The sequence below is a fragment of the Roseovarius sp. MBR-51 genome, from assembly GCF_053628575.1.
Genome location: NZ_JBRJGQ010000003.1, coordinates 211,090 through 230,349, shown reverse-complemented (window position 1 = coordinate 230,349; position 19,260 = coordinate 211,090). Strand labels below are relative to the sequence as shown.

Sequence of the window (19,260 nt, the reverse complement as noted above, 5' to 3'; positions counted from 1 at the left end):
GGATGCAGGAGACAGGCATGCTCAAGGATCGTATCGCGCTGGTGACGGCGGCAGGGTCGGGGATTGGCCGGGCGGGGGCCATTGCCATGGCGCGCGAGGGGGCGGTGGTCATTGTCACCGATCTTGATGGCGGATTGGCACAGGAGACCTTGGCGCAGATCGAGGCGGCAGGTGGGCGGGGGGCGGCCTTTGCGCTTGATGTGACAGAGGATGCCGCTTGTGCCGCGATGGTCGCGCAGGTGGTTGCGGACTGGGGGCGGATCGACATTCTGCACAGCCACGCGGGCATCCAGATACCGGGGCGCGCCGAGGATGTGACGCCCGCGCAGATGGATGCGGCATGGGCGCTGAATGTGCGGGCGCATTTCGTTTTGGCGCGGGCGGTGATTGCGCCAATGCGCGCGCAGGGCGGCGGATCGGTGATCGTGACCGCGTCAAACTCGGGCTGCCAGTATGATCGGGGCATGGTGTCCTATGCCACGACCAAACATGCCGCCGTGGCGATGGTCAAACAGATGGCGGTGGATTACGCAGGCGATAGCATCCGCTTCAATGCGCTTTGTCCCGGCTTTGTCGACACGCCTTTCAACGCCGGGTTCGAGATACAGATGGGCGGGCGCAAGGCGCTCGAATCCTATGTTGCAGGGTCAATTCCGATGGGACGATGGGCCAGCGTCGAGGAAATCGCACATGGAATCGTCTATCTGGCCTCGGCACGGTCGAGCTTTGTGACCGGACTGGCGCTTGTGATCGACGGCGGAGAGATGCTTTAGGCGGCAGTTTGCTGGGACCGTGTTAAAAGTCATCGGTGATCCCCGAACCTCTGATTTCCAATGTCAGATATTCAAGCTATTTCAGAAATATGGATATCGTTCTTGTCACCACAATCATTGCATCGCTGTTCTTGGTGATTGCCGCTGCTGAGCCTTTGGCTGCGCGTCTCAGGCTGCCCTATACCGTGATTTTAGCCTGTCTGGGCATGATGATAGGCGTTGCGTCCATCTTTTTCCTGCGCACCGAGTTGACCGATGCGCTCAATCCGGTGGCCGAAGCGATTCTGGGCCTGCCGATCCGCTCAAACGTTTTCCTCTATGTGTTCCTGCCGACGCTGCTGTTTCAGGTGACGCTGGGGGTCAATCCGCGGCGGATGATGGATGATTGGGTGCCTATTCTGGTGCTGGCGGTTGTCGCGGTTGTGGTGGCGACGCTGGCGGTCGGCTATGCACTGGCTTGGGCGAGTGCGCTGCCGCTGGTAGTCTGTTTGCTGATCGGCGCGATTGTCAGCACGACGGACCCTTCGGCTGTGGTGGGGATATTCCGCTCGATTTCGGCACCGCGACGACTGGCGCGCATCATTGAGGGCGAGAGCCTGTTGAACGATGCGGCCGCGATTGCGCTGTTTGGTCTCTTTATGGGGTTTGTCATGCTGGGCGTGCCGGACCCCAGCTTTCAGGATGCCCTGTCGCAATTTCCGGTGCTGATTGCGGGCGGCGCGCTGGCAGGCTGGGTGGCCGCCCGCATTGCGGTGCGGATTATGGCACTGATGGCGCGGTATGAGTTGGCGGTGATTTCGGTCTCTGTGGCATTGCCCTATCTGGCCTATATCGGCGCGGAACAGAGCATCGGGGCCTCGGGGGTTATCGCGGTTGTGGCAGCGGGGCTGACCCTCAATCTGACGGGTCCGGCGCGCCTGCCGCCTGCGGTCTGGGGCAACCTGCGCGAGGTATGGGACCTCTTGGCGCATTGGGCCGGGGCGCTCATCTTTATTCTCGCGGCGCTGCTTATCCCTCGGCTGCTCGAAGAGGTGCGGGCGGGAGATTTCATTCTGATCGCGGTGGTGATTGCAGCGGCGGTGGCGGCGCGCGCGGTGATACTCTTTGGGCTGATGCCGATCCTGAGCAAGTTCAAGCTGTCGCCGCTGGTCGAGCGACCGTATCGCGTCGCCATTCTTTGGGGCGGGCTACGAGGTGCAGTCACGCTGGCGCTCGCGCTGGCGGTCACCGAGAGTTTCCGGGTGCCCCCCGAAGTCAAGCGGCTCGTGGGTATTCTCGCCACCGGCTTTACTCTCTTTACGCTGCTTGTGCAGGGGACGACGTTGCGCTGGGTGATTGGGCGGCTCGGGCTGGATCGGCTGTCGCCGCTTGATCAGGCGCTCAGCAATCAGGTGATCGCGGTGGCCTTGCAAACTGTGCGGGAAGACGTGGCGCGGACGGCCGAGAATTACGAATTGACGCGCGAGACGGTGCGGTCCGAGGCCAAGCGTTTTGCTGCGCGACTGGACGGTGCCGTACAAACCGCTGAGGCGGACCGTGAAATTCAGGACCGCGACCGGATCACACTGGGGTTGATCGCGCTGGCAGGGGCAGAACGAGACACAATTCTTGCGCGGTTCCGAGAACAGGCGATTTCGGCCCGCCTATCGGAACAGATCCTGACCGAAGCTGATCGATTGATCGAGGCGGCACGGTCTGGTGGGCGGACTGGCTATCAGCGGGCCGCCCGGCGCAGCCTGCGCTATGGCCGAGGCTTTCGGGCGGCGGTGATCCTGAACAACCGGTTGCGGATTTCAAGGCCTTTGGCGCTGATGACGGCGGATCGGTTCGAAGTGCTCTTGTCTCAACGCCTGATCCTGCGTGATCTGAGCGGATTCATCGACGGGCGCATTCGGCGCATTCACGGCAAGCGGGTGGCCGACCTCTTGCACGAGTTGCTGGGGCGGCGTCAGGAGGCGGTGGAAACTGCGCTGGAGGGGTTGCGGCTCCAGTATCCCGGTTATGCGGAGGAATTGGAGCGACGGTTCATTCGACGCACCGCGCTACGTCTGGAGGAGCGGGAATACGGGATGCTGCGCGAAGACGGCCTGATCGGCGCGGAATTGCATGTGGCGCTGATGCAGGACATCGCGGCGCGCAGATTGAGTGAAGAACAACGACCCAAGCTGGACGTGGCAGTGCAGAAAGCGGAACTTGTCCGGCAATTTCCTCTCTTTGCCGATCTGGACGAGCGCAGCCTGCGACAGCTCACGCGCGCCTTGCGCACGCGGTATGTCAATGATGGGGATGTGATCCTCCGCAAGGATTCGCCCGCGCGCAGCGTGTTTTTCATTGCGTCGGGCGCTGTGGAATTGGCGGTTGCCGGTCAGACATGGCGCTTGGGTCGCGGCGAGATGTTTGGACAGATGGCGATCCTGATGCAGAAGCCGCGCCGCACTGGGGCAACGGCGATTTCCTCCTCTACGCTGTTGGTGCTGGACGAGGCCCGTTTCCGGCGGTTGCTCAAACGCAGTGCGGGCTTGCAGGAGGCCGTGCGTCAAAGTGCCAAGGCGCGTGGTGTGAAGACCGAGTCCTTCATCATTCCAGAGTTGATCGCCACGCAAGACTAAGAGGATGGCAGGCCGGGCTCTGTTGCATTGCGGCGAAAATGGCTTGGCATCTGGGAGCAAGGTCGTTAAACGCCGCTTGTAATCGCATGGACCCCGGGTGCAAGCCCCGGGTGGCTCTTCCGGCCGCCTATCCGCCGGATCATTGAACCCTATCAAGATGCACAATCGGGCCGGGCTTCGGCTGGCCGGATCGGGACGGATTTCACATGATTTCAATAGATGCCTATCGGGCGCAATGGTTTGGCAATATCCGGGGCGATCTGCTCTCGGGGTTAGTGGTTGCGCTTGCGCTGATCCCCGAGGCGATTGCCTTTTCGATCATCGCAGGCGTGGACCCCAAGGTGGGGCTCTATGCCAGTTTCTCGATCGCTGTGATCACGGCGATCACCGGCGGGCGGCCCGGCATGATCTCGGCGGCGACGGCGGCGACGGCGGTGCTGATGGTAACGCTGGTCAGGGATTACGGGCTGGAATACCTGCTCGCGGCGACGGTGCTTGCCGGGCTTATTCAGATCGGCATGGGCGTGCTGCGGCTGGGGTTTGTGATGCGATATGTTTCGAAATCGGTGATGACCGGCTTCGTCAACGCCCTCGCTATCCTGATTTTCATGGCGCAATTGCCGGAGTTGGACCCAAGAGCGGTGTCATGGATCACCTATGTTCTGGTCGCGGCGGGGCTGGGGATCATTTACCTCTTCCCGCTTCTGACCAAGGCTGTGCCCTCGCCGCTGGTCACGATCATCGTGTTGACAGCACTCACGCTGGCGCTTGGCCTTGATGTGCGCACGGTGGGCGACATGGGCGCGCTGCCCGACACATTGCCGGTGTTCCTGATCCCCGACATTCCGCTGACGTCTGAAACGCTGATGATCATCCTGCCTTATTCGGTGGCGGTGGCGATCGTGGGGCTGCTCGAGAGCCTGATGACACAGAACATCGTGGACGATCTGACCGACACGAAATCGAACCGGAGCCAAGAAATGATCGGGCAGGGGATTGCCAATAGCGCCACCGGATTCATCGGCGGCATGGCGGGCTGCGCGATGATCGGGCAGTCGATCATCAACGTCAAGTCGGGCGGGCGTGGGCGGCTGTCGAGTTTTGTGGCGGGTCTGTTCCTGCTGATCCTTGTGGTGGGCTTGGGCGATGTGGTCAGCCTCATTCCGATGGCGGCGCTTGTGGCGATCATGATCATGGTCTCGATCGGCACGTTTTCATGGTCGTCGATCCGCAATCTGCGAGAGCATCCGCGCTCGTCCTCGATCGTGATGATCGCAACGGTGGTGACGGTGGTCTATACCCACAACCTCGCCATTGGCGTGCTGGTGGGGGTGCTCTTGTCGGGCATCTTCTTTGCCGGCAAGATCGCGCAGCTTTTCCGGGTTACGTCAGAGATTTCAAAGGATGGGCGCGAACGCATTTACCGGGTCGAGGGGCAGCTTTTCTATGGCTCCGTCGAGGATTTCATGAATGCCTTTGATTTCCGTGAGGCGCTTGAGAAGGTCGTGATCGACGTAAGCGCGGCGCATATCTGGGATATTTCCTCGGTGCAGGCACTCGACATGGCGGTGTTGAAATTCCGCCGCGACGGGGCCGAAGTGGAAATCCGGGGCATGAACGCTGCCTCCGAGACCATCGTGGACAGGCTGGCGGAACATGACAAGCCGGGGGCCATCGACAAGTTGATGGCGCATTGAGGGAGGAGAGCGACATGACAGACAAGATCATCGCCTTGGTCGATGGCTCGATCTATTCGGCCTCGGTCTGCGAACATGCGGCGTGGATTGCTGCGCGCACCGGCGCGCCGGTGGAGCTCTTGCATGTGTTGGGGCGGCGCGAGGGGGCAGAGACCACTGACCTCTCGGGGTCGATCCGGCTGGGCGCGCGCACGGCGCTGCTCGAGGAACTGGCAGCCTTGGACGCGCAGCGCGCCAAGTTGGTGGCGCACCGGGGGCGGGCCATTCTGGACGATGCGCGCGCCCTCTTGGAGGGGGCGGGCGTGACCGACGTAACCACGCGGTTGCGCCATGGCGATATCGTCGAGACGGTCGCCGAGGTCGAACAGGAGGCGCGCGTGATCCTGATCGGCAAGCGCGGCGAGGCGGCGGATTTCGCCAAGGGACATCTGGGATCGAACATCGAGCGGATTGTGCGCGCCTGTCACAAGCCGGTCTTTGTCGCGGCCCGCGCTTTTCGGCCCATCGAGAAGGTGTTGCTGGCCTATGACGGGGGCACATCTGCGATGAAAGCGGTGGATCACATCGCGCGCAGCCCGCTCTTTGCGGGGCTGAGGGTGCATGTGGTCACGGTGGGCGCGGCCACGCCCGAGGTCAAGAAGGGGCTGGAGGATGCCCGTGCGCTCTTGGCGGCAGCGGGGATCGTGGCCGAGACTGGGGTGATCGCCGGGCAGCCCGAAACCGCGCTTGGCAAGCTGGTGGACGAGGCGGGTTTCGACATGGTGGTGATGGGCGCCTATGGCCACAGCCGCATCCGCAGCCTGATCATCGGTTCAACCACGACCGAGATGGTGCGGTCCTGCAAGGTGCCGGTGGTATTGCTGCGCTGAATGGGTCTGACAGGCTGAACCCGGGTCGAGGGTCAAACGGTCGTTAGCGCCCCAATATCTCGAAATGCGCCTCGGTGGGCACGCAGGCGGCACCGTTGATCGGCAGGATGTCTTGCGGGCAGGCCGACATTGCCACCACGCAATCCATCACCGCGCGCAGCACGACATAATCGCCCGGCTTGCTGAGGGGCGTGCCCCAAGAGGTGTGGCCTGCAGGATCAACGGGGATATTCATCCACAGATTCAGCGGGCTGGGTGTCTCGGGGCTGCTGAGGCCCAATTGGCGCAGGGCGGCGTGCAGGTTGTCAGTGCAGTTGTCGTGATAGTCGGTGCAGCCCAGAAGGCCGTAGCGGTAATCATCGCAGGCGGCAATCAACGTATCGTGCCGGCCCGGTGAGCTGTCCTCTTCAAACATCAGGATCGGGCGGCGGCGGTTGGTCACAAGCGCATCGCCTGCGCTTGGAAAGATGCGGCCCAAGGTGGGGCGGATATGCTCCATCGACATGAATTCGCTCATGTCGTCGGCGCTGAAGGCCCAGGTATCCACCACCTGCGCGCCATGGGTGTTTACGATGCGAATAGCCTCTCCGGCGCTCAATCGCGTGGCCTTGCCGCGACGCGCAGGGATCGTGTGGAGGGTGGGGGACATGGGTGGGCCTTTCCTGTCAGTTTGATGGGCAGGCTAGCAGGTTCCCACTCAGAGCCAAGGCTGATTTACAGAGCTGCGTGCAAACCCTCTTGCGCGCGCGGAACCGCTTGGGTATGACGCGCAACACGGGTGATTAGCTCAGTTGGTAGAGCGCTTCGTTTACACCGAAGATGTCGGGAGTTCGAGTCTCTCATCACCCACCATCCCAACCTCTTGATCTTGCTAATTTATTGAATGTAATAGCTTATATGGATTCAACTGGTCTGTTGAGTCGGTGCATCAGAGTTGTGCGACACCTTGATCCTATCAAGGTGAATGGCGGTAATAGGCGTTGGTTTAGCTTTCCTTTAGGCATCTGAGAGCGCCTGACGGGTATTTGAGGATATTTTTAGATTAACGCGGTTTCAGTGTGGATTACGATCGCCGTGAGTTTTCCTAGGCTCTGTCTCCAATATGCGTCGCGCTGAGAGTGAGCGCTTTAGATACATATCGGACCAGTAGAGCGCGTGTTTGAACCTCACGACCACGCCTCTTGTGCGGTACATTTGCAAAGCGGGATATGCGGGATGAGCGATCACGTCTTCCCTCGGGATAGTTTCGGTTTATCTCTTCTGAAGAACCTCAGAAGGACAGGCATTTCATGACCGAACCGATCATCGCGCAAAAGGCTCTGGCCCTGCAAATCATGCTCTCGGTCTTGGGCTTTCACGGCATCAAATGGCTCGAGAATATCGGCTCCGTCTTCATCATCGGCGCGCTGATTTACATGTTCACCTCTGTCATCGGCAAATATGGCGATGAAATCAGCACCAATCTGATCAATGTCGAGGGCACATGGGGGGCGCCGTTCTGGGGGGCGACCATGCTCTTTCTGGGCATCTACGCCACGATGATGCTCAACGTCTCGGACTACAGCCGCGAATTGCGGCAGGATGTCGGGCGGGTGCGCCAAGTGGTGATCTATGCCAACTCGATCCTGCCTGCGACGCTCTTTATGGGCCTGATCGGCCTAATGGTCTCGAGTGCGACGGGTGAGGTTGATCCGATCCGCGTCTTCTCGAACGCGGTCGATAACAAGCTCTTGCTGGTCGTCACGCTCCTCTTCATCGCCTTTGCGCAGGTCACGACCAACATTCTCAACAATGTCGTGCCGCCCGCCTATGCGCTGATGGATGTGTTCAAGCTGAGCTACAAGACCTCTGCCGTGATCGTCGGTCTCTTGGCCTTTGCCACTTTCCCTTGGGAACTGGTCAAGAACGAATCCGCGGCTGGTCTCAATCTCTTCATCCAGACCTATAGCGCCTTCTTGGGTCCGATTTTTGCGATCCTCGTGGTGGATTACTATGTGCTGCGCCGCCAGACGCTCGATCTTGAGAAACTCTATGACGAGAGCGGCGATTACGCGGGCTACAACCCCGCCGCCCTGATCGCCATGGCGGTGGGCGTGGTCGCGGCGCTGACCTTCTCGGCGGTCTCCTGGTATGCCAGCCTGATCCCGGCGGGTGTCACCTATTACGTGCTGATGCGGCACCTGCCCGCCGCGCGCCGGTTCCTCGACCGCTGAGGCACCCCAGGCGAGGGCAGGGGGCCACGTGCCCCCTGTCCCTGCGTTTCTTTCCAAACCAAGATCCCCGGAGTTGACGATATGACCCGCTATCCCCGAGATTTGCGCGGCTACGGCCCCCAGACGCCCGATCCGAACTGGCCCGGCGGGGCGCGCATTGCGGTGCAATTCGTGCTCAACTACGAAGAAGGCGGCGAGAATTGCCTCCTGCATGGCGATGCCGCGTCAGAGGCGTTCTTGTCGGATATTCCGGGCGCCGCCCCTTGGCCCGGTCAGCGTCACTGGAACATGGAGTCGGTCTACGACTATGGCGCGCGCGCCGGGTTCTGGCGTCTGCACCGCCTCTTTACCGGGATGGACATCCCGCTCACCATTTACGGCGTCGCCTCTGCCCTCGCGCGCAGCCCCGAACAGGTGGCCGCGATGCAGGAGGCCGGCTGGGAAATCGCCAGCCACGGCCTGAAATGGATCGAACACAAGGATATGCCCGAGGCCGAGGAACGCGCCGCCATCGCCGAGGCGGTGCGCCTGCATGCCGAGGTCACGGGCACCCGCCCGCGCGGCTGGTATACCGGCCGGTGCAGCGTCAATACCGTGCGGCTCGTGGCCGAAGAGGGCGGTTTCGACTATATCTCGGATTGCTATGACGATGACCTGCCGCATTGGCGCAACTACGGCACGCGCGACCAGTTGATGATCCCCTACACGCTCGAATGTAACGACATGCGCTTTGCCGCCTCGCCCGGTTGGGTGACGGGCACGGATTTCGAATCCTATCTGACCGACACCTTTGACACGCTCTATGCCGAGGGGCAGGCGGGCGCGCCCAAGATGATGACCGTGGGCCTGCATTGCCGCCTCATTGGCCGCCCCGGCAAGATCGCAGGCGTGCGCCGGTTTCTGGACCACGTTCAGCGCCACGAGGGCGCATGGTGCCCACGCCGGATCGACATTGCCGCGCATTGGGCAAAAACCCATCCGCACCGCCGGTTTGAGCGCCCAAGCCAGATGGACCACCCCCGCTTTGCCCAAGTGTTCGCCCCGCTGCTCCCCGCCCCGTGGATCGCGGACCGCGCATGGCAGCTAGAGCTTGGCCCCGCCCATGACAGCGCGGTGGGGCTGCTCAGCGCCTTTGTCCGCGTGCTGCGACAGGCCACCCCGGCAGAGCGCGGTGCCCTCACCCCCGCGCAGCTTGAGGCCGACACCCTACCGCGCTTGCAGGCGCTCTTGCCATGACCGGCGCAGCATTAATCGCCGAGCCCCTGACCGCCGCCGCCTTTGCCCCTTACGGCGATATGCTCGCGGTGGATGGCCCCCCCGACCGGATGATCAACGCGGGCCTCTGCGGGCGCTTCCATGATCGCGCCCGGCTCGAATTTCTGGACGGGCGCGCCGGGATCAGCCTCTTTGATGCCGAGGCCCGGCATCTGCCCTATACGCTCGACCTGATGGAGCGGCACCCAATGGGGTCTCAGGCGTTCATCCCGCTCGACGGCGTGCCGATGCTGCTCTGCGTGGCCGAGGATGCCGATGGCCGCCCCGCGCGCCCGTGCGCCTTCCTCAGCCTGCCGGGGCAGGGGGTCAATCTTCTGCGCAATGTCTGGCACGGGGTTCTGGCCCCCATCGGGCGCGCCGGGCGCTATGCCGTGATCGACCGGATCGGCCCTGGCGACAATCTCGAAGAATTTCATTTTGACCAGCCCCTCACCGTAGAAGGACCGCGCCCATGACCTCGCGCAGCTATTACGCCCCCCAAGGCGGCCTGCCGCCGCAAACCCAGCTTCTGACCGGCCGCGCCGCCTTTACCGAGGCCTATGCCGTCATCCCGCGCGGCACCATGAGCGACATCGTAACGAGCTATCTGCCCTTCTGGGACAAGGCGCGCTTTTGGGTTCTGGCGCGACCGCTCTCGGGCTTTGCCGAAACCTTCTCGCAATATATCGCCGAGGTGCAGCCGGGCGGCGGCTCGGACCACCCCGAGACAGAAGAGGGCGTCGAGGCGGCGCTCTTCGTCGTGACAGGCACGTTGCGCCTCAGCATCGACGGGCAGGCGCAGGACATGGCCGAGGGCGGCTTTGCCTATATCCCACCGGGCACCGCTTGGACGCTGCGCAATACAGCCGACACACCCGTCAAATTCCACTGGATACGCAAGGCCTATCAGGCGGTCGCCGGTCTCGATCATCCCCCCATCATGGTGGTCAATGAAAACGACATCGCGCCTGTCCCCATGCCCGACACCAACGGCGGCTGGGCCACGACCCGCTTCATGGACCCCGCCGACCTGCGTCACGACATGCATGTGACGGTCGTCACCTTTCAGCCCGGCGCGGTGATCCCCTTTGCCGAAACGCATGTGATGGAACACGGGCTTTACGTGCTGGAGGGCAAGGCAGTCTACCGCCTCAATCAGGATTGGGTCGAGGTCGAGGCTGGCGATTTCATGTGGCTGCGCGCCTTCTGCCCGCAGGCCTGCTACGCGGGCGGTCCGGGGCCGTTTCGCTATCTGCTCTACAAGGATGTGAACCGGCATATGGCGCTGTGAAGCGGGGGCGCTGCCCCCGGACCCCCGAGGTATTTCGGGCCAGATGAAACGTCACGAAAATCAAGAATTCGATCGGTCAGGGAGGAAAAAATGACAGCAATCGAACAGGGGCACGTGCCCAAGGGCAATACCATGGACCCCGAGGGCAATACCCTCAACCCGGTCGGCGCGAATGAAAAGACATGGGGATGGTTCGCTATCTTCAACGTCTGGGCCAATGACGTGCAGTCGCTCTTTGGCTACTCGCTCGTCGCGTCGCTCTTCATCTCGTATGGGGTCAGCGGCTGGACCGCCTTTGCCGCCCTTATCGCGGCGGGGCTCTTTACCATGTGGATGGTCAATCTCTCGGGGGCTGCGGGCGAGAAATACGGCATCCCCTACCCGGTGCTGGCGCGCGCCAGCCTTGGCACCAGCGGCGCGAAACTGCCCGCGATCCTGCGCGCCACGGTGGCGGTGTTCTGGTACGGCGTGCAGGTCTATTTCGCCTCGACGGCGGTGGCCCTTCTGATCCGCTCGATCACCGGGGCCAGCGGCGGCGCGGAAATCCTTGGCCTCACCGGCATCGACTGGCTGTCGTTCTTCATCGTCTGGGCCTTTCATATCGTCATCTTCTGGCGCGGCATGAACTGGGTCGAAACCTTTCTCAACATCGCCGGCCCCTTCGTCTATCTGGTGATGATCGGCCTTGTCATCGTGCTCTGGCAACGCTCTGACGGGCAGCTTCTGTCCGCCGCAGGCACGATCTTTGCCAATCCGGATGCAACCTTTGCCAGTGAACTCAACGGGTTTGTCGCCATCGTCGGCACCATGGTGGCCTATTTCGCCGCCGTGATGATCAACTTCAGCGACTTTTCCCGCTATGCCAAGGACAAGCCGACCATGCTCTTGGGTAACCTCACCGGATTGCCCTTCAACATGATCCTCTTCTCGGCTCTGGCGCTTCTGACCACGGCCGGGGCCGCGGTGGTCTTTGGCGAGGAGATCACCAACCCGAGCGAGATTGTCGAGCGCACCGACTCTGTGCTTTTGGGGATTATCGCGGCGATCACCTTCTTTGCCGCGACCGTCGGCATCAACCTTGTCGCTAATTTCATCCCGGCGGTGAACGGCATCGCCAACCTCGCTCCCGGCAAGATCAGCTTTCGTCAGGCTGGGCTGATTACTTCGTTTTTCGCACTCATCATCGGTGGGCTCTGGACCAGTTTCATCAGCGAATTCGGGATCAGCGGTTTCGTCAACACGCTCGGTGCCACGCTGGCCCCGATCTTTGGCATCATGATCGTGGATTACTATGTCCATCGCAAAGGCCATCTCGACCTTGACGACCTCTACGACATGCAGGGCGGGCGCTATCACTACCAAAAGGGCTGGAACCGTACGGCAGTCACGGCCTTCGGTCTGGCCGCTGTGTTCTCGGTGTCAACGGTTTGGGTTCCCTGGTTCGGGTTCCTGTCCGGTTATAACTGGGTCATTGGCGCGGTTCTTGGTGGGATGATCTACTTGTTCTTGAAGAAAGGGAGGGTCAACGTCTGACCGAATGTGACCTTTGGACCGGCAGACGGAATGACACCCCTGCCGGTCTCCGAGTCTGATGTGTATTCTAGTGGGGCTATATCATTGGAGGGGACTGGGTCGCCGGTCTTTCAATCTCACACAGCGCAGCGCGGGCGCGACCGACGTGGAAGGCTTTCATGCAAAATGAGGCCAAACGGTCATCAAATCTGGATGGTCTGTCGATGGCGAGGGCGTTACCACGACTGCCTACGACCATCGACCCTGAGAACCCGCAGATCAAACAAACCGATTTCGTGAATGACGTGCAGCCAATGGGGAGTCCCATCGGGTGGTCGAATTGAATGGGTAGTGCATGATCAGCCTGCGCTGCGCCAAGCACGTTGGGAGTGGATCACGCGCCGCGAGCCAAGGGTGCGGCAAGACCCTCGCAGACTGGTCCTTATCGGCGAGACGGCCGTGAAAACGACCCTGACCCGCCCGCTTGATCCTATTGGCGTCTCGCAAGGCGTCTAGGCCATCTGGGGTGCAATGGTAGCGGAGGAGGGACTCGAACCCCCGACACGCGGATTATGATTCCGCTGCTCTAACCAACTGAGCTACTCCGCCAGACCGTGGCGGTTGGTATGACAGCACGTCGCGTGCGTCAAGGGCGAAAATGCCAGTTCTGACTGGTCTTGTGGTGCCGCGTCCTTTGTCCCATGATCCGGGGCATGATGGGCCCAGATAACGCAATTCTTGATGAGATTGGCCGGATCATCGGGCCCGACTATGTCGTGACCGGAAGGGATGCCGCGCCATGGTCGCAGGATTGGTCAGGGTTGACTCACTGGCAGCCTTTGGCTGTCGTGCGGCCTGCAACAACGAGCGAAGTGGCTGCGATTGTTCGATTGGCCAATGTGCGGCGATTGCCAATCATACCGGTTTCGGGAAACACCAATCTGGTCAAGGGAACGATGGCGGAAGGGGCGCTGATGCTGTCGCTCGACAGGATGTCGGCGATCCGCGAAATTCGGGCCGAAGCGCGGGTGGCAGTCGTTGAGGCGGGGGTGATCCTGTCCCGTCTGCACGAGGCTGCGGCGGTTCACGACCTGATCTTTCCGCTCAGTTTCGGGGCGCGTGGTTCGGCTATGGTGGGGGGCGTGCTCTCGACCAACGCGGGGGGCTCGAATGTCCTGCGCTATGGCAACACGCGCGATTTGTGTCTGGGGCTGGAGGTGGTGACGCCCACCGGAGACGTGATGAATTTGATGAGTGCCCTGCACAAGAACAACTCCGGTTATGATCTTCGCCATCTGATGATCGGAGCCGAAGGAACGCTCGGGATCATCACGGCGGCGGTGCTCAAGCTTTTTCCGCGCCCAAGGGTCTATGCCACGGCGATGGTGGCTGTGCCGTCGGTTGGGGCGGCCCTGAGCCTGCTGAACCGATTGCAGGATGAGACGGGCGGCGCAGTTGAGGCTTTTGAATACATGCCGCGCACATTCATGGCGGCGTTGTTGCAGCGGTTTCCCGAGATGCGGCTCCCGCTTGAAAAATCATATGATATCAATGTCTTGGTCGAACTCGGAGCGCGGGCGCCGCGCGATGTGACGCCGGATGCGGCGGGTGAGGTGCCGATCTGTGCCCATCTCGAGACGGTTCTGGCGGGATTTTACGAGGAGGGGCTGATTCTCGATGCCGTCGTGGCGCAGAGTGAGGCGCAGCGGGCGGAAATCTGGGCCCGGCGCGAGGCTTCGGCGCAGATCCTGCGGGTGCGCAAGCCGGTGGTTGAGAATGACATCGCGGTGGCGACAGATCGGATGGAAGAGCTGATCGCGCGCATTCAAAGTGTCAGCCAAGCGATTGATCCGGATATAGAAAACACTGGTGTCGCTCATCTCGGGGATGGCAATCTGCACTATGTCGGCTGGCCCTCGCAGGATGATCCGGCGCTCTGTCGGGCGGTGCAAGAGGCGGTGGAGCGCGAAGTGATCGCGCTCGGCGGAAGTTTTTCGGCGGAACATGGCATCGGCTTGTCGAAACTGCCCGCAATGGCGGCGCATAAGGACCCTGCCGCCCTCGCAATGATGCGCGCGATCAAGGCGGCGGTGGACCCAAACGGGATCATGAACCCTGGAAAACTAATCCCGGATCAATAGGTTAGCTGCGCCAATCAAAGAATCCCGGACCTGCCTGTGCGAGCAGTTTGCCGGCCATGGCGCGCCCAAGGTCGGCGCCGTCTTCGATCGGAGCGGATTGATCGTCTGTCAGGCTCTCGCTGCCGTCGGGGCGCAGAATTTCGCCGCGAAGACGCAGCGTACTGCCGTTGAGTTCGGCCAGACCGGCAATCGGTGTCTCGCAGGAGCCATCAAGGGCTGCGAGAAAAGCACGTTCTGCAACAAGGCGTTGGCCGGTTTCCTTATGGTGAATTGCGGTCAGCATTTCGGCGGCACGGGTGTCATCGGCGCGGCGTTCGATGCCGATGGCCCCTTGAGCCACGGCGGGCAGCATCACTTCGGGGTCAATGGCACCAGTGGCCACCTCGGATCGGCCAAGACGGTTGAGCCCGGCCATCGCGAGGAAGGTGCAGGTTGCCACTCCGTCAGCCAATTTCTTTAATCTTGTCTGGACGTTACCGCGAAACTCGACCACTTGGAGATGCGGGTAGGCGACCAGCACTTGCGCTTTGCGCCGCAAGGAGGAGGTGCCGACCAAGGCCCCGGCGGGCAGGTCGGCGAGTGACCCGACCAAGGGCGAGACGAAGGCGTCACGCACGTCTTCGCGTGGCAGGTAGGTGTCGAGGAGCAGACCCTCGGGTTGCAGGACGGGCATGTCCTTCATCGAGTGGACGGCAATGTCGATGTCGCCGATCAGGAGCGCCTGTTCGATCTCTCGGGTGAAGAGGCCCTTGCCACCGATTTCCTTGAGCGGACGGTCAATGATCTGATCGCCTGTTGTCTTTATGACAACGATTTCAAAGGCTTCTTCGGGCAAGTCAAATGCCGCCCCCAGACGCGTGCGCGTCTCAAAGGCCTGGGCAAGCGCCAAGGGCGATCCGCGGGTGCCGATCTTGAGCGGGTGGGACGGGGTGGGTAAATTGCGTGTCATACCGCAGGTTTAGACGTGACAAAGCGACGTGGCAAGCGCCTGGCGCTTGACATCTTGGGGTGTCAAGGCGACCACAGTCAAAACGGAGGACATGATGCCCGCGCAAAAGACCATTCTGAGAGCCCTCGCCGGGGAAACCCTGCCCACGCCGCCCATCTGGATGATGCGGCAGGCGGGGCGCTATTTGCCGGAGTATCGGGCGACACGAGAGCAGGCGGGAGATTTCCTTTCTTTGTGTTATAACAGTGACTTGGCGACCGAAGTTACATTGCAACCGATCCGCAGATACGGGTTTGACGCGGCGATTCTCTTTGCCGATATTCTGCTCTTGCCACAGGCGCTTGGGGCGGATTTGTGGTTTGTGACGGGGGAAGGACCACGGCTCTCGACCATTACGGATCGGGCGGGGCTGGAAAAACTCAAACCCGTGGACGAGATTCATGAGACGTTAAATCCTGTCTACCAGACGGTGCGCAACCTTGCCGGGGCCTTGCCCAAGGAGACGACGCTGATTGGATTCGCAGGTGCGCCCTGGACGGTGGCGACCTATATGATCGCCGGACGCGGCACCCCGGATCAGGGGCCGGCGCACGCGCTCAAGGCTGAAAACAAAGAGGTTTTTGAAGGGATCATCGACCGGCTGACGGCAGGAACGATCGAGTATCTCTCGGCGCAGATCGAGGCCGGGGCGGAGGTGATCAAGCTCTTTGACAGCTGGGCCGGATCGCTGAAAGGTGACGATTTCGAAAACTACGCGGTCGCACCCGCGAAACGGATCATTTCCGAGCTGAAGGCGCGGCATCCGGGGATTCCGATCATCGCCTTTCCGCGGGAGGCCGGGGATAACTATATGGGATTTCACGCAAAAACCGGCGCTGATTGTGTGGCGGTGGATGATTCGGTCAGTGCTGCCTGGGCGGCGGAGAACGTGCAAAAGGATGGCTGCGTTCAGGGAAATCTCAAGTCTTCCCATATGGTTACGGGGGGTGAGGCGCTGGTGCGCGAGACCCGCAAGATTGTCGAGGCGTTCCAGAATGGCCCGCATATTTTCAACCTTGGTCATGGCATCACGCCCGATGCGGACCCTGACAATGTGCAGGTGATGATTGACGCGGTCCGGGGGGCCTGAGGGTACAGGGTGTACGTTTTGTACGCGGGTTTTGTACACAAGGCGGCGACGCGGAGGACCGCGCCGCATTGGCACCGCGCGGCAACCTGATCTTAACCTTTGGCGGGCAGTGTGGGCGCATGTCGGGCTGAAAGGATCGAGCCATGCGAGAGAGATCGAACGTCGTCCCACGTCCAAGCGCCAAAAGCGACCGAAGGCGATGTCGCGGCTGAGCGCGCCAAGCCGGGGGACCGGTCACAGTCTGGGGATCGGAGGACCTGCCGATGAACAGACATTACCGCGACATCCGCAAGATCGACCCGAGCCGGGGTATGATGCTGGGCGATGGCACGCCCAATGATGCCGACCGGGTGGAAATCGGGCCCACGCAACTGGCCTATGGGGAATGGGCGGCGGCGGGGCTGGAATTGCCGGACCTGCCGACGATGCGGCAGTTTCGCTGGGAGCGGCTGACGGCAGCGATTGTGGCGCGGGACTATGGCGGGCTCTTGATGTTCGATCCGCTCAATATCCGCTATGCGACCGACAGCACCAATATGCAGCTGTGGAACACGCATAATCCGTTTCGGGCCGTGCTGCTCTGTGCCGACGGCTATATGGTGATCTGGGACTACAAGAACTCGCCGTTTCTGTCGCGGTTCAACCCGCTGGTGCGCGAGGCGCGGTCGGGGGCGGATCTGTTCTATTTCGACCGGGGCGACAAAGTGGATGTGGCCGCCGATGTCTTTGCCCGTGATGTGGCGGCGCTCTTGGCGGAGCATAGCCCCGGCAACCGGCGGTTGGCGGTGGACAAGGTGATGCTGCACGGGCTGCGCGCGCTCGAGGCGCAGGGGCTGGAAATCATGGAGGGCGAGGAGGTCACGGAAAAGACCCGCGCGATCAAGGGGCCGGATGAGATCAAGGCGATGCGCTGTGCCAGCCATGCCTGCGAGGCGGCGGTGGCGGAGATGGAGCGGTTTGCGCGGACTGCTGTGCCCGGTGGCGGGATAAGCGAGGATGACATCTGGGCGGTGCTGCATGCCGAGAATATCCGGCGCGGCGGTGAATGGATCGAAACCCGGTTGCTGAGCAGCGGGCCGCGCACGAACCCGTGGTTTCAGGAATGCGGACCGCGGATCGTGCAAAATAACGAGATCGTGGCCTTTGATACCGATTTGATCGGCAGTTATGGAATTTGCGTCGATATCAGCCGCACCTGGTGGATTGGTGACGCGCGCCCGCGTCCCGATATGGTGGCTGCGATGCAGCATGCTCAGGAGCATATTCAGGCGAATATGGCGATGCTGCGCCCCGGTGTGACGATCCCTGAGTTGATCGCGGGCTGTCATCGGCTGGAGGAGAAATATCAGACCCAGAAATACGGCTGCATGATGCATGGCGTGGGGCTGTGTGATGAGTGGCCGCTGGTGGCCTATGCGGACAAGGCCGTGGCGGGCGCGTTCGACTATGCGCTTGAGCCGGGTATGGTGCTCTGTGTCGAGGCGCTGGTGAGCGAGGTCGGCAATGATTTCTCGATCAAGCTGGAGGATCAGGTTCTCATCACCGAGGATGGCTATGAGAACCTGACGCGCTATCCGCTCGATGCGGCGTTGATGGGCGCGGCTTAGCGGGGCTGTTCCGCGCCTGCCCAATGGGAGCGCATGACATTGCCGTGCCAGTCCTCGGATGCCGGGGGCTGGGTATGGGCCGTTGGCGCCTGTGGTGCGGGGGCCAGTGCCGCAATGACCAAGGCCGCAAGCAGGATGACGGCGATGGGGGCGGCTGACGGGGCCTTGGAGCTGCGGGCAGGCGCGTAGGGGGGGCAAAGGTCGTGGGACATGATCCGATCCTTTCTGTCCGGGATGACTGGACCCAGGATAGGCGGAGTATAACAATTCATAAAACGAATTTATGATGGGTTATTCATGACGTTTCTTGATGGGTTTGGGCCGGTGCGACGCTCAGACCTGCTGGCAGGGACTCGAGGGTCGGATCGTAAGCATAGGCGCGATTGCGGCCCTCGTGCTTGGCGCGATAGAGGGCGCGGTCGGCCTGTTGCAATGCGGTGTCGAGTGTGCCGCCGGGGGGCAGAAGCGCCACGCCAAAGCTGGCGGTAAGGGTCAGGCTCCGCGTGCCCAGAAACACCGGGCTTTGCCGGGTGCGGTGGGCGAGGCGGCGGGCGGCGGCGTGACCATCGGCAAGGGTCGTGTTCTGCATCACGATCACGAATTCTTCGCCGCCGAGGCGCGCGACGAGGTCGATCGCGCGGCAATTGCCGGTGAGGATCGCCGCGAATTGGCGCAGAGCGAGATCGCCTGCGGCATGGCCGTGGCGGTCATTGAAGCCCTTGAAATGATCGATATCGGCGAGGATCACGGCGCAGGGGCGATCGGGACAGGCAGGCGCGGTGGCAAAGAGGCTGCTGCGGCTGCGCACGCCGGTGAGCGGGTCATGGTGCAGCGCATGTTCAAGCTGCGTCGCGCGGTGGTGGGCGGTCTGCAGGCGTTGGCCGATGACATAGGCAAGCGGGGCCGCGAGCATGAGCGCCATGAGCGCGTCGGGCATGAGCGTGCGTGCCGCGAGATCGGGCGGCAGAACGAGGCCGCGCAAGAGCGCGCCGCCCGCCAGCACCGTTAGGCAGATCAGCGCCACGAAGCGCCGCACGTCGCCCAGAGTTTCAATCTGCCAATTCATCTGCCACTCTCCCGCAATCCCTGTCTCAGGATCGCGCGGAGCGGTTAATGAGTGGTGGCTTTTGGTGGCGGTAAAGCCCAGAGAATGGGCAGGGTTTTAGGCAAATGCGTGAATATCTCACCTTCGCGTGACAGGTGGCCGGTCAGGGTG

The 19,260-nt window shown here is 61.8% G+C and carries 15 protein-coding genes, 2 tRNA genes, 1 pseudogene and 1 other annotated feature; of the genes and pseudogenes, 13 read left to right on the top strand and 5 right to left on the bottom strand.

Annotation, left to right across the window (positions count from 1 at the left end; all coding sequences use genetic code 11):
- Positions 1–2 precede the first annotated feature (2 nt).
- The 4 genes from ACSSVY_RS05665 to ACSSVY_RS05650 all read left to right on the top strand — a co-directional run bounded on the left by ACSSVY_RS05665 (position 3) and on the right by ACSSVY_RS05650 (position 5,948).
- A complete protein-coding gene (locus ACSSVY_RS05665) occupies positions 3–773 on the top strand; it encodes an SDR family NAD(P)-dependent oxidoreductase (RefSeq protein ID WP_454268438.1) in 771 nt (256 codons plus the stop codon).
- An 89-nt stretch (positions 774–862) separates the two neighbouring features.
- Entirely contained in the window at positions 863–3,382 is a 2,520-nt protein-coding gene (locus tag ACSSVY_RS05660) for a cation:proton antiporter domain-containing protein (protein WP_454268437.1), read from the top strand.
- An 85-nt stretch (positions 3,383–3,467) separates the two neighbouring features.
- Positions 3,468–3,526 (top strand) — a sequence feature (sul1 is cis-regulatory element that is thought to sense ions involved in sulfur or methionine metabolism; They are found in Alphaproteobacteria).
- A 62-nt stretch (positions 3,527–3,588) separates the two neighbouring features.
- Positions 3,589–5,079, top strand: coding sequence for a SulP family inorganic anion transporter (locus tag ACSSVY_RS05655; RefSeq protein ID WP_454268436.1), 1,491 nt, complete (start codon positions 3,589–3,591; stop codon positions 5,077–5,079).
- A 14-nt stretch (positions 5,080–5,093) separates the two neighbouring features.
- Complete coding sequence (locus ACSSVY_RS05650) at positions 5,094–5,948, top strand: universal stress protein (RefSeq protein WP_454268435.1); 855 nt, start codon at positions 5,094–5,096, stop codon at positions 5,946–5,948.
- A 43-nt stretch (positions 5,949–5,991) separates the two neighbouring features.
- Here the strand turns inward: ACSSVY_RS05650 and ACSSVY_RS05645 are convergent, their stop codons facing one another.
- A complete protein-coding gene (locus tag ACSSVY_RS05645) occupies positions 5,992–6,597 on the bottom strand; it encodes a DUF1989 domain-containing protein (protein ID WP_454268434.1) in 606 nt (201 codons plus the stop codon).
- Positions 6,598–6,724: 127 nt separating this feature from the next.
- Here ACSSVY_RS05645 and ACSSVY_RS05640 point away from each other — a divergent pair.
- From ACSSVY_RS05640 to ACSSVY_RS05615, 6 genes and pseudogenes are all read left to right on the top strand, one after another.
- Positions 6,725–6,800 (top strand) — tRNA-Val (locus ACSSVY_RS05640).
- 437 nt (positions 6,801–7,237) lie between these two features.
- Positions 7,238–8,161, top strand: a complete 924-nt coding sequence (locus tag ACSSVY_RS05635) for an NCS1 family transporter (protein WP_454268433.1) — start codon at positions 7,238–7,240, stop codon at positions 8,159–8,161.
- A gap of 81 nt (positions 8,162–8,242) precedes the next feature.
- Positions 8,243–9,331 (top strand): annotated as a pseudogene (gene puuE, locus ACSSVY_RS05630) (allantoinase PuuE); the annotation flags it as partial.
- A gap of 62 nt (positions 9,332–9,393) precedes the next feature.
- Positions 9,394–9,891 (top strand): ureidoglycolate lyase, encoded by a 498-nt coding sequence (locus tag ACSSVY_RS05625; RefSeq protein ID WP_454268432.1) that lies wholly within the window; start codon positions 9,394–9,396, stop codon positions 9,889–9,891.
- Positions 9,888–10,706: a bifunctional allantoicase/(S)-ureidoglycine aminohydrolase gene (locus tag ACSSVY_RS05620; RefSeq protein WP_454268431.1), complete on the top strand. Its 819-nt coding sequence runs from the start codon at positions 9,888–9,890 to the stop codon at positions 10,704–10,706. Before ACSSVY_RS05625 ends, ACSSVY_RS05620 begins: the two co-directional genes overlap by 4 nt.
- 90 nt (positions 10,707–10,796) lie before the next feature.
- The gene (locus ACSSVY_RS05615; RefSeq protein WP_454268430.1) at positions 10,797–12,239 is read left to right on the top strand and encodes an NCS1 family nucleobase:cation symporter-1; all 1,443 of its coding nucleotides are present in this window, start codon (positions 10,797–10,799) and stop codon (positions 12,237–12,239) included.
- Positions 12,240–12,750: 511 nt separating this feature from the next.
- Here ACSSVY_RS05615 and ACSSVY_RS05610 read toward each other — a convergent pair.
- Positions 12,751–12,827, bottom strand: a tRNA-Met gene (locus tag ACSSVY_RS05610).
- A gap of 104 nt (positions 12,828–12,931) precedes the next feature.
- Between ACSSVY_RS05610 and ACSSVY_RS05605 the strand changes: the two genes are divergently transcribed.
- Complete coding sequence (locus tag ACSSVY_RS05605) at positions 12,932–14,359, top strand: FAD-binding oxidoreductase (RefSeq protein ID WP_454268429.1); 1,428 nt, start codon at positions 12,932–12,934, stop codon at positions 14,357–14,359.
- Between the two features lies 1 nt (position 14,360).
- On the opposite strand, the gene hemC is transcribed toward ACSSVY_RS05605, so the two are convergent.
- On the bottom strand, positions 14,361–15,308 hold the full coding sequence (gene hemC, locus ACSSVY_RS05600; protein WP_454268428.1) for a hydroxymethylbilane synthase: 948 nt from the start codon (positions 15,306–15,308) through the stop codon (positions 14,361–14,363).
- A gap of 94 nt (positions 15,309–15,402) precedes the next feature.
- Between hemC and hemE the strand changes: the two genes are divergently transcribed.
- Positions 15,403–16,437: a uroporphyrinogen decarboxylase gene (gene hemE / locus ACSSVY_RS05595; protein WP_454268427.1), complete on the top strand. Its 1,035-nt coding sequence runs from the start codon at positions 15,403–15,405 to the stop codon at positions 16,435–16,437.
- 263 nt (positions 16,438–16,700) lie between these two features.
- Positions 16,701–18,044, top strand: coding sequence for a dimethylsulfonioproprionate lyase DddP (dddP, locus tag ACSSVY_RS05590; RefSeq protein WP_454268426.1), 1,344 nt, complete (start codon positions 16,701–16,703; stop codon positions 18,042–18,044).
- On the opposite strand, the gene ACSSVY_RS05585 is transcribed toward dddP, so the two are convergent.
- Together ACSSVY_RS05585 and ACSSVY_RS05580 are read right to left on the bottom strand one after the other, a co-directional pair.
- Positions 18,041–18,256 (bottom strand): hypothetical protein, encoded by a 216-nt coding sequence (locus tag ACSSVY_RS05585; protein ID WP_454268425.1) that lies wholly within the window; start codon positions 18,254–18,256, stop codon positions 18,041–18,043. The genes dddP and ACSSVY_RS05585 overlap by 4 nt on opposite strands.
- Positions 18,257–18,339: 83 nt before the next feature.
- Entirely contained in the window at positions 18,340–19,110 is a 771-nt protein-coding gene (locus ACSSVY_RS05580) for a GGDEF domain-containing protein (RefSeq protein WP_454268424.1), read from the bottom strand.
- Positions 19,111–19,260 lie beyond the last annotated feature (150 nt).

Coding starts and splice junctions, on each gene's coding strand:
- ACSSVY_RS05665 (WP_454268438.1), top strand. CDS start 3: ATGCAGGAGACAGGCATGCTCAAGGATCGTATCGCGCTGGTGACGGCG.
- ACSSVY_RS05660 (WP_454268437.1), top strand. CDS start 863: ATGGATATCGTTCTTGTCACCACAATCATTGCATCGCTGTTCTTGGTG.
- ACSSVY_RS05655 (WP_454268436.1), top strand. CDS start 3,589: ATGATTTCAATAGATGCCTATCGGGCGCAATGGTTTGGCAATATCCGG.
- ACSSVY_RS05650 (WP_454268435.1), top strand. CDS start 5,094: ATGACAGACAAGATCATCGCCTTGGTCGATGGCTCGATCTATTCGGCC.
- ACSSVY_RS05645 (WP_454268434.1), bottom strand. CDS start 6,597: ATGTCCCCCACCCTCCACACGATCCCTGCGCGTCGCGGCAAGGCCACG.
- ACSSVY_RS05635 (WP_454268433.1), top strand. CDS start 7,238: ATGACCGAACCGATCATCGCGCAAAAGGCTCTGGCCCTGCAAATCATG.
- ACSSVY_RS05625 (WP_454268432.1), top strand. CDS start 9,394: ATGACCGGCGCAGCATTAATCGCCGAGCCCCTGACCGCCGCCGCCTTT.
- ACSSVY_RS05620 (WP_454268431.1), top strand. CDS start 9,888: ATGACCTCGCGCAGCTATTACGCCCCCCAAGGCGGCCTGCCGCCGCAA.
- ACSSVY_RS05615 (WP_454268430.1), top strand. CDS start 10,797: ATGACAGCAATCGAACAGGGGCACGTGCCCAAGGGCAATACCATGGAC.
- ACSSVY_RS05605 (WP_454268429.1), top strand. CDS start 12,932: ATGATGGGCCCAGATAACGCAATTCTTGATGAGATTGGCCGGATCATC.
- hemC (WP_454268428.1), bottom strand. CDS start 15,308: ATGACACGCAATTTACCCACCCCGTCCCACCCGCTCAAGATCGGCACC.
- hemE (WP_454268427.1), top strand. CDS start 15,403: ATGCCCGCGCAAAAGACCATTCTGAGAGCCCTCGCCGGGGAAACCCTG.
- dddP (WP_454268426.1), top strand. CDS start 16,701: ATGAACAGACATTACCGCGACATCCGCAAGATCGACCCGAGCCGGGGT.
- ACSSVY_RS05585 (WP_454268425.1), bottom strand. CDS start 18,256: ATGTCCCACGACCTTTGCCCCCCCTACGCGCCTGCCCGCAGCTCCAAG.
- ACSSVY_RS05580 (WP_454268424.1), bottom strand. CDS start 19,110: ATGAATTGGCAGATTGAAACTCTGGGCGACGTGCGGCGCTTCGTGGCG.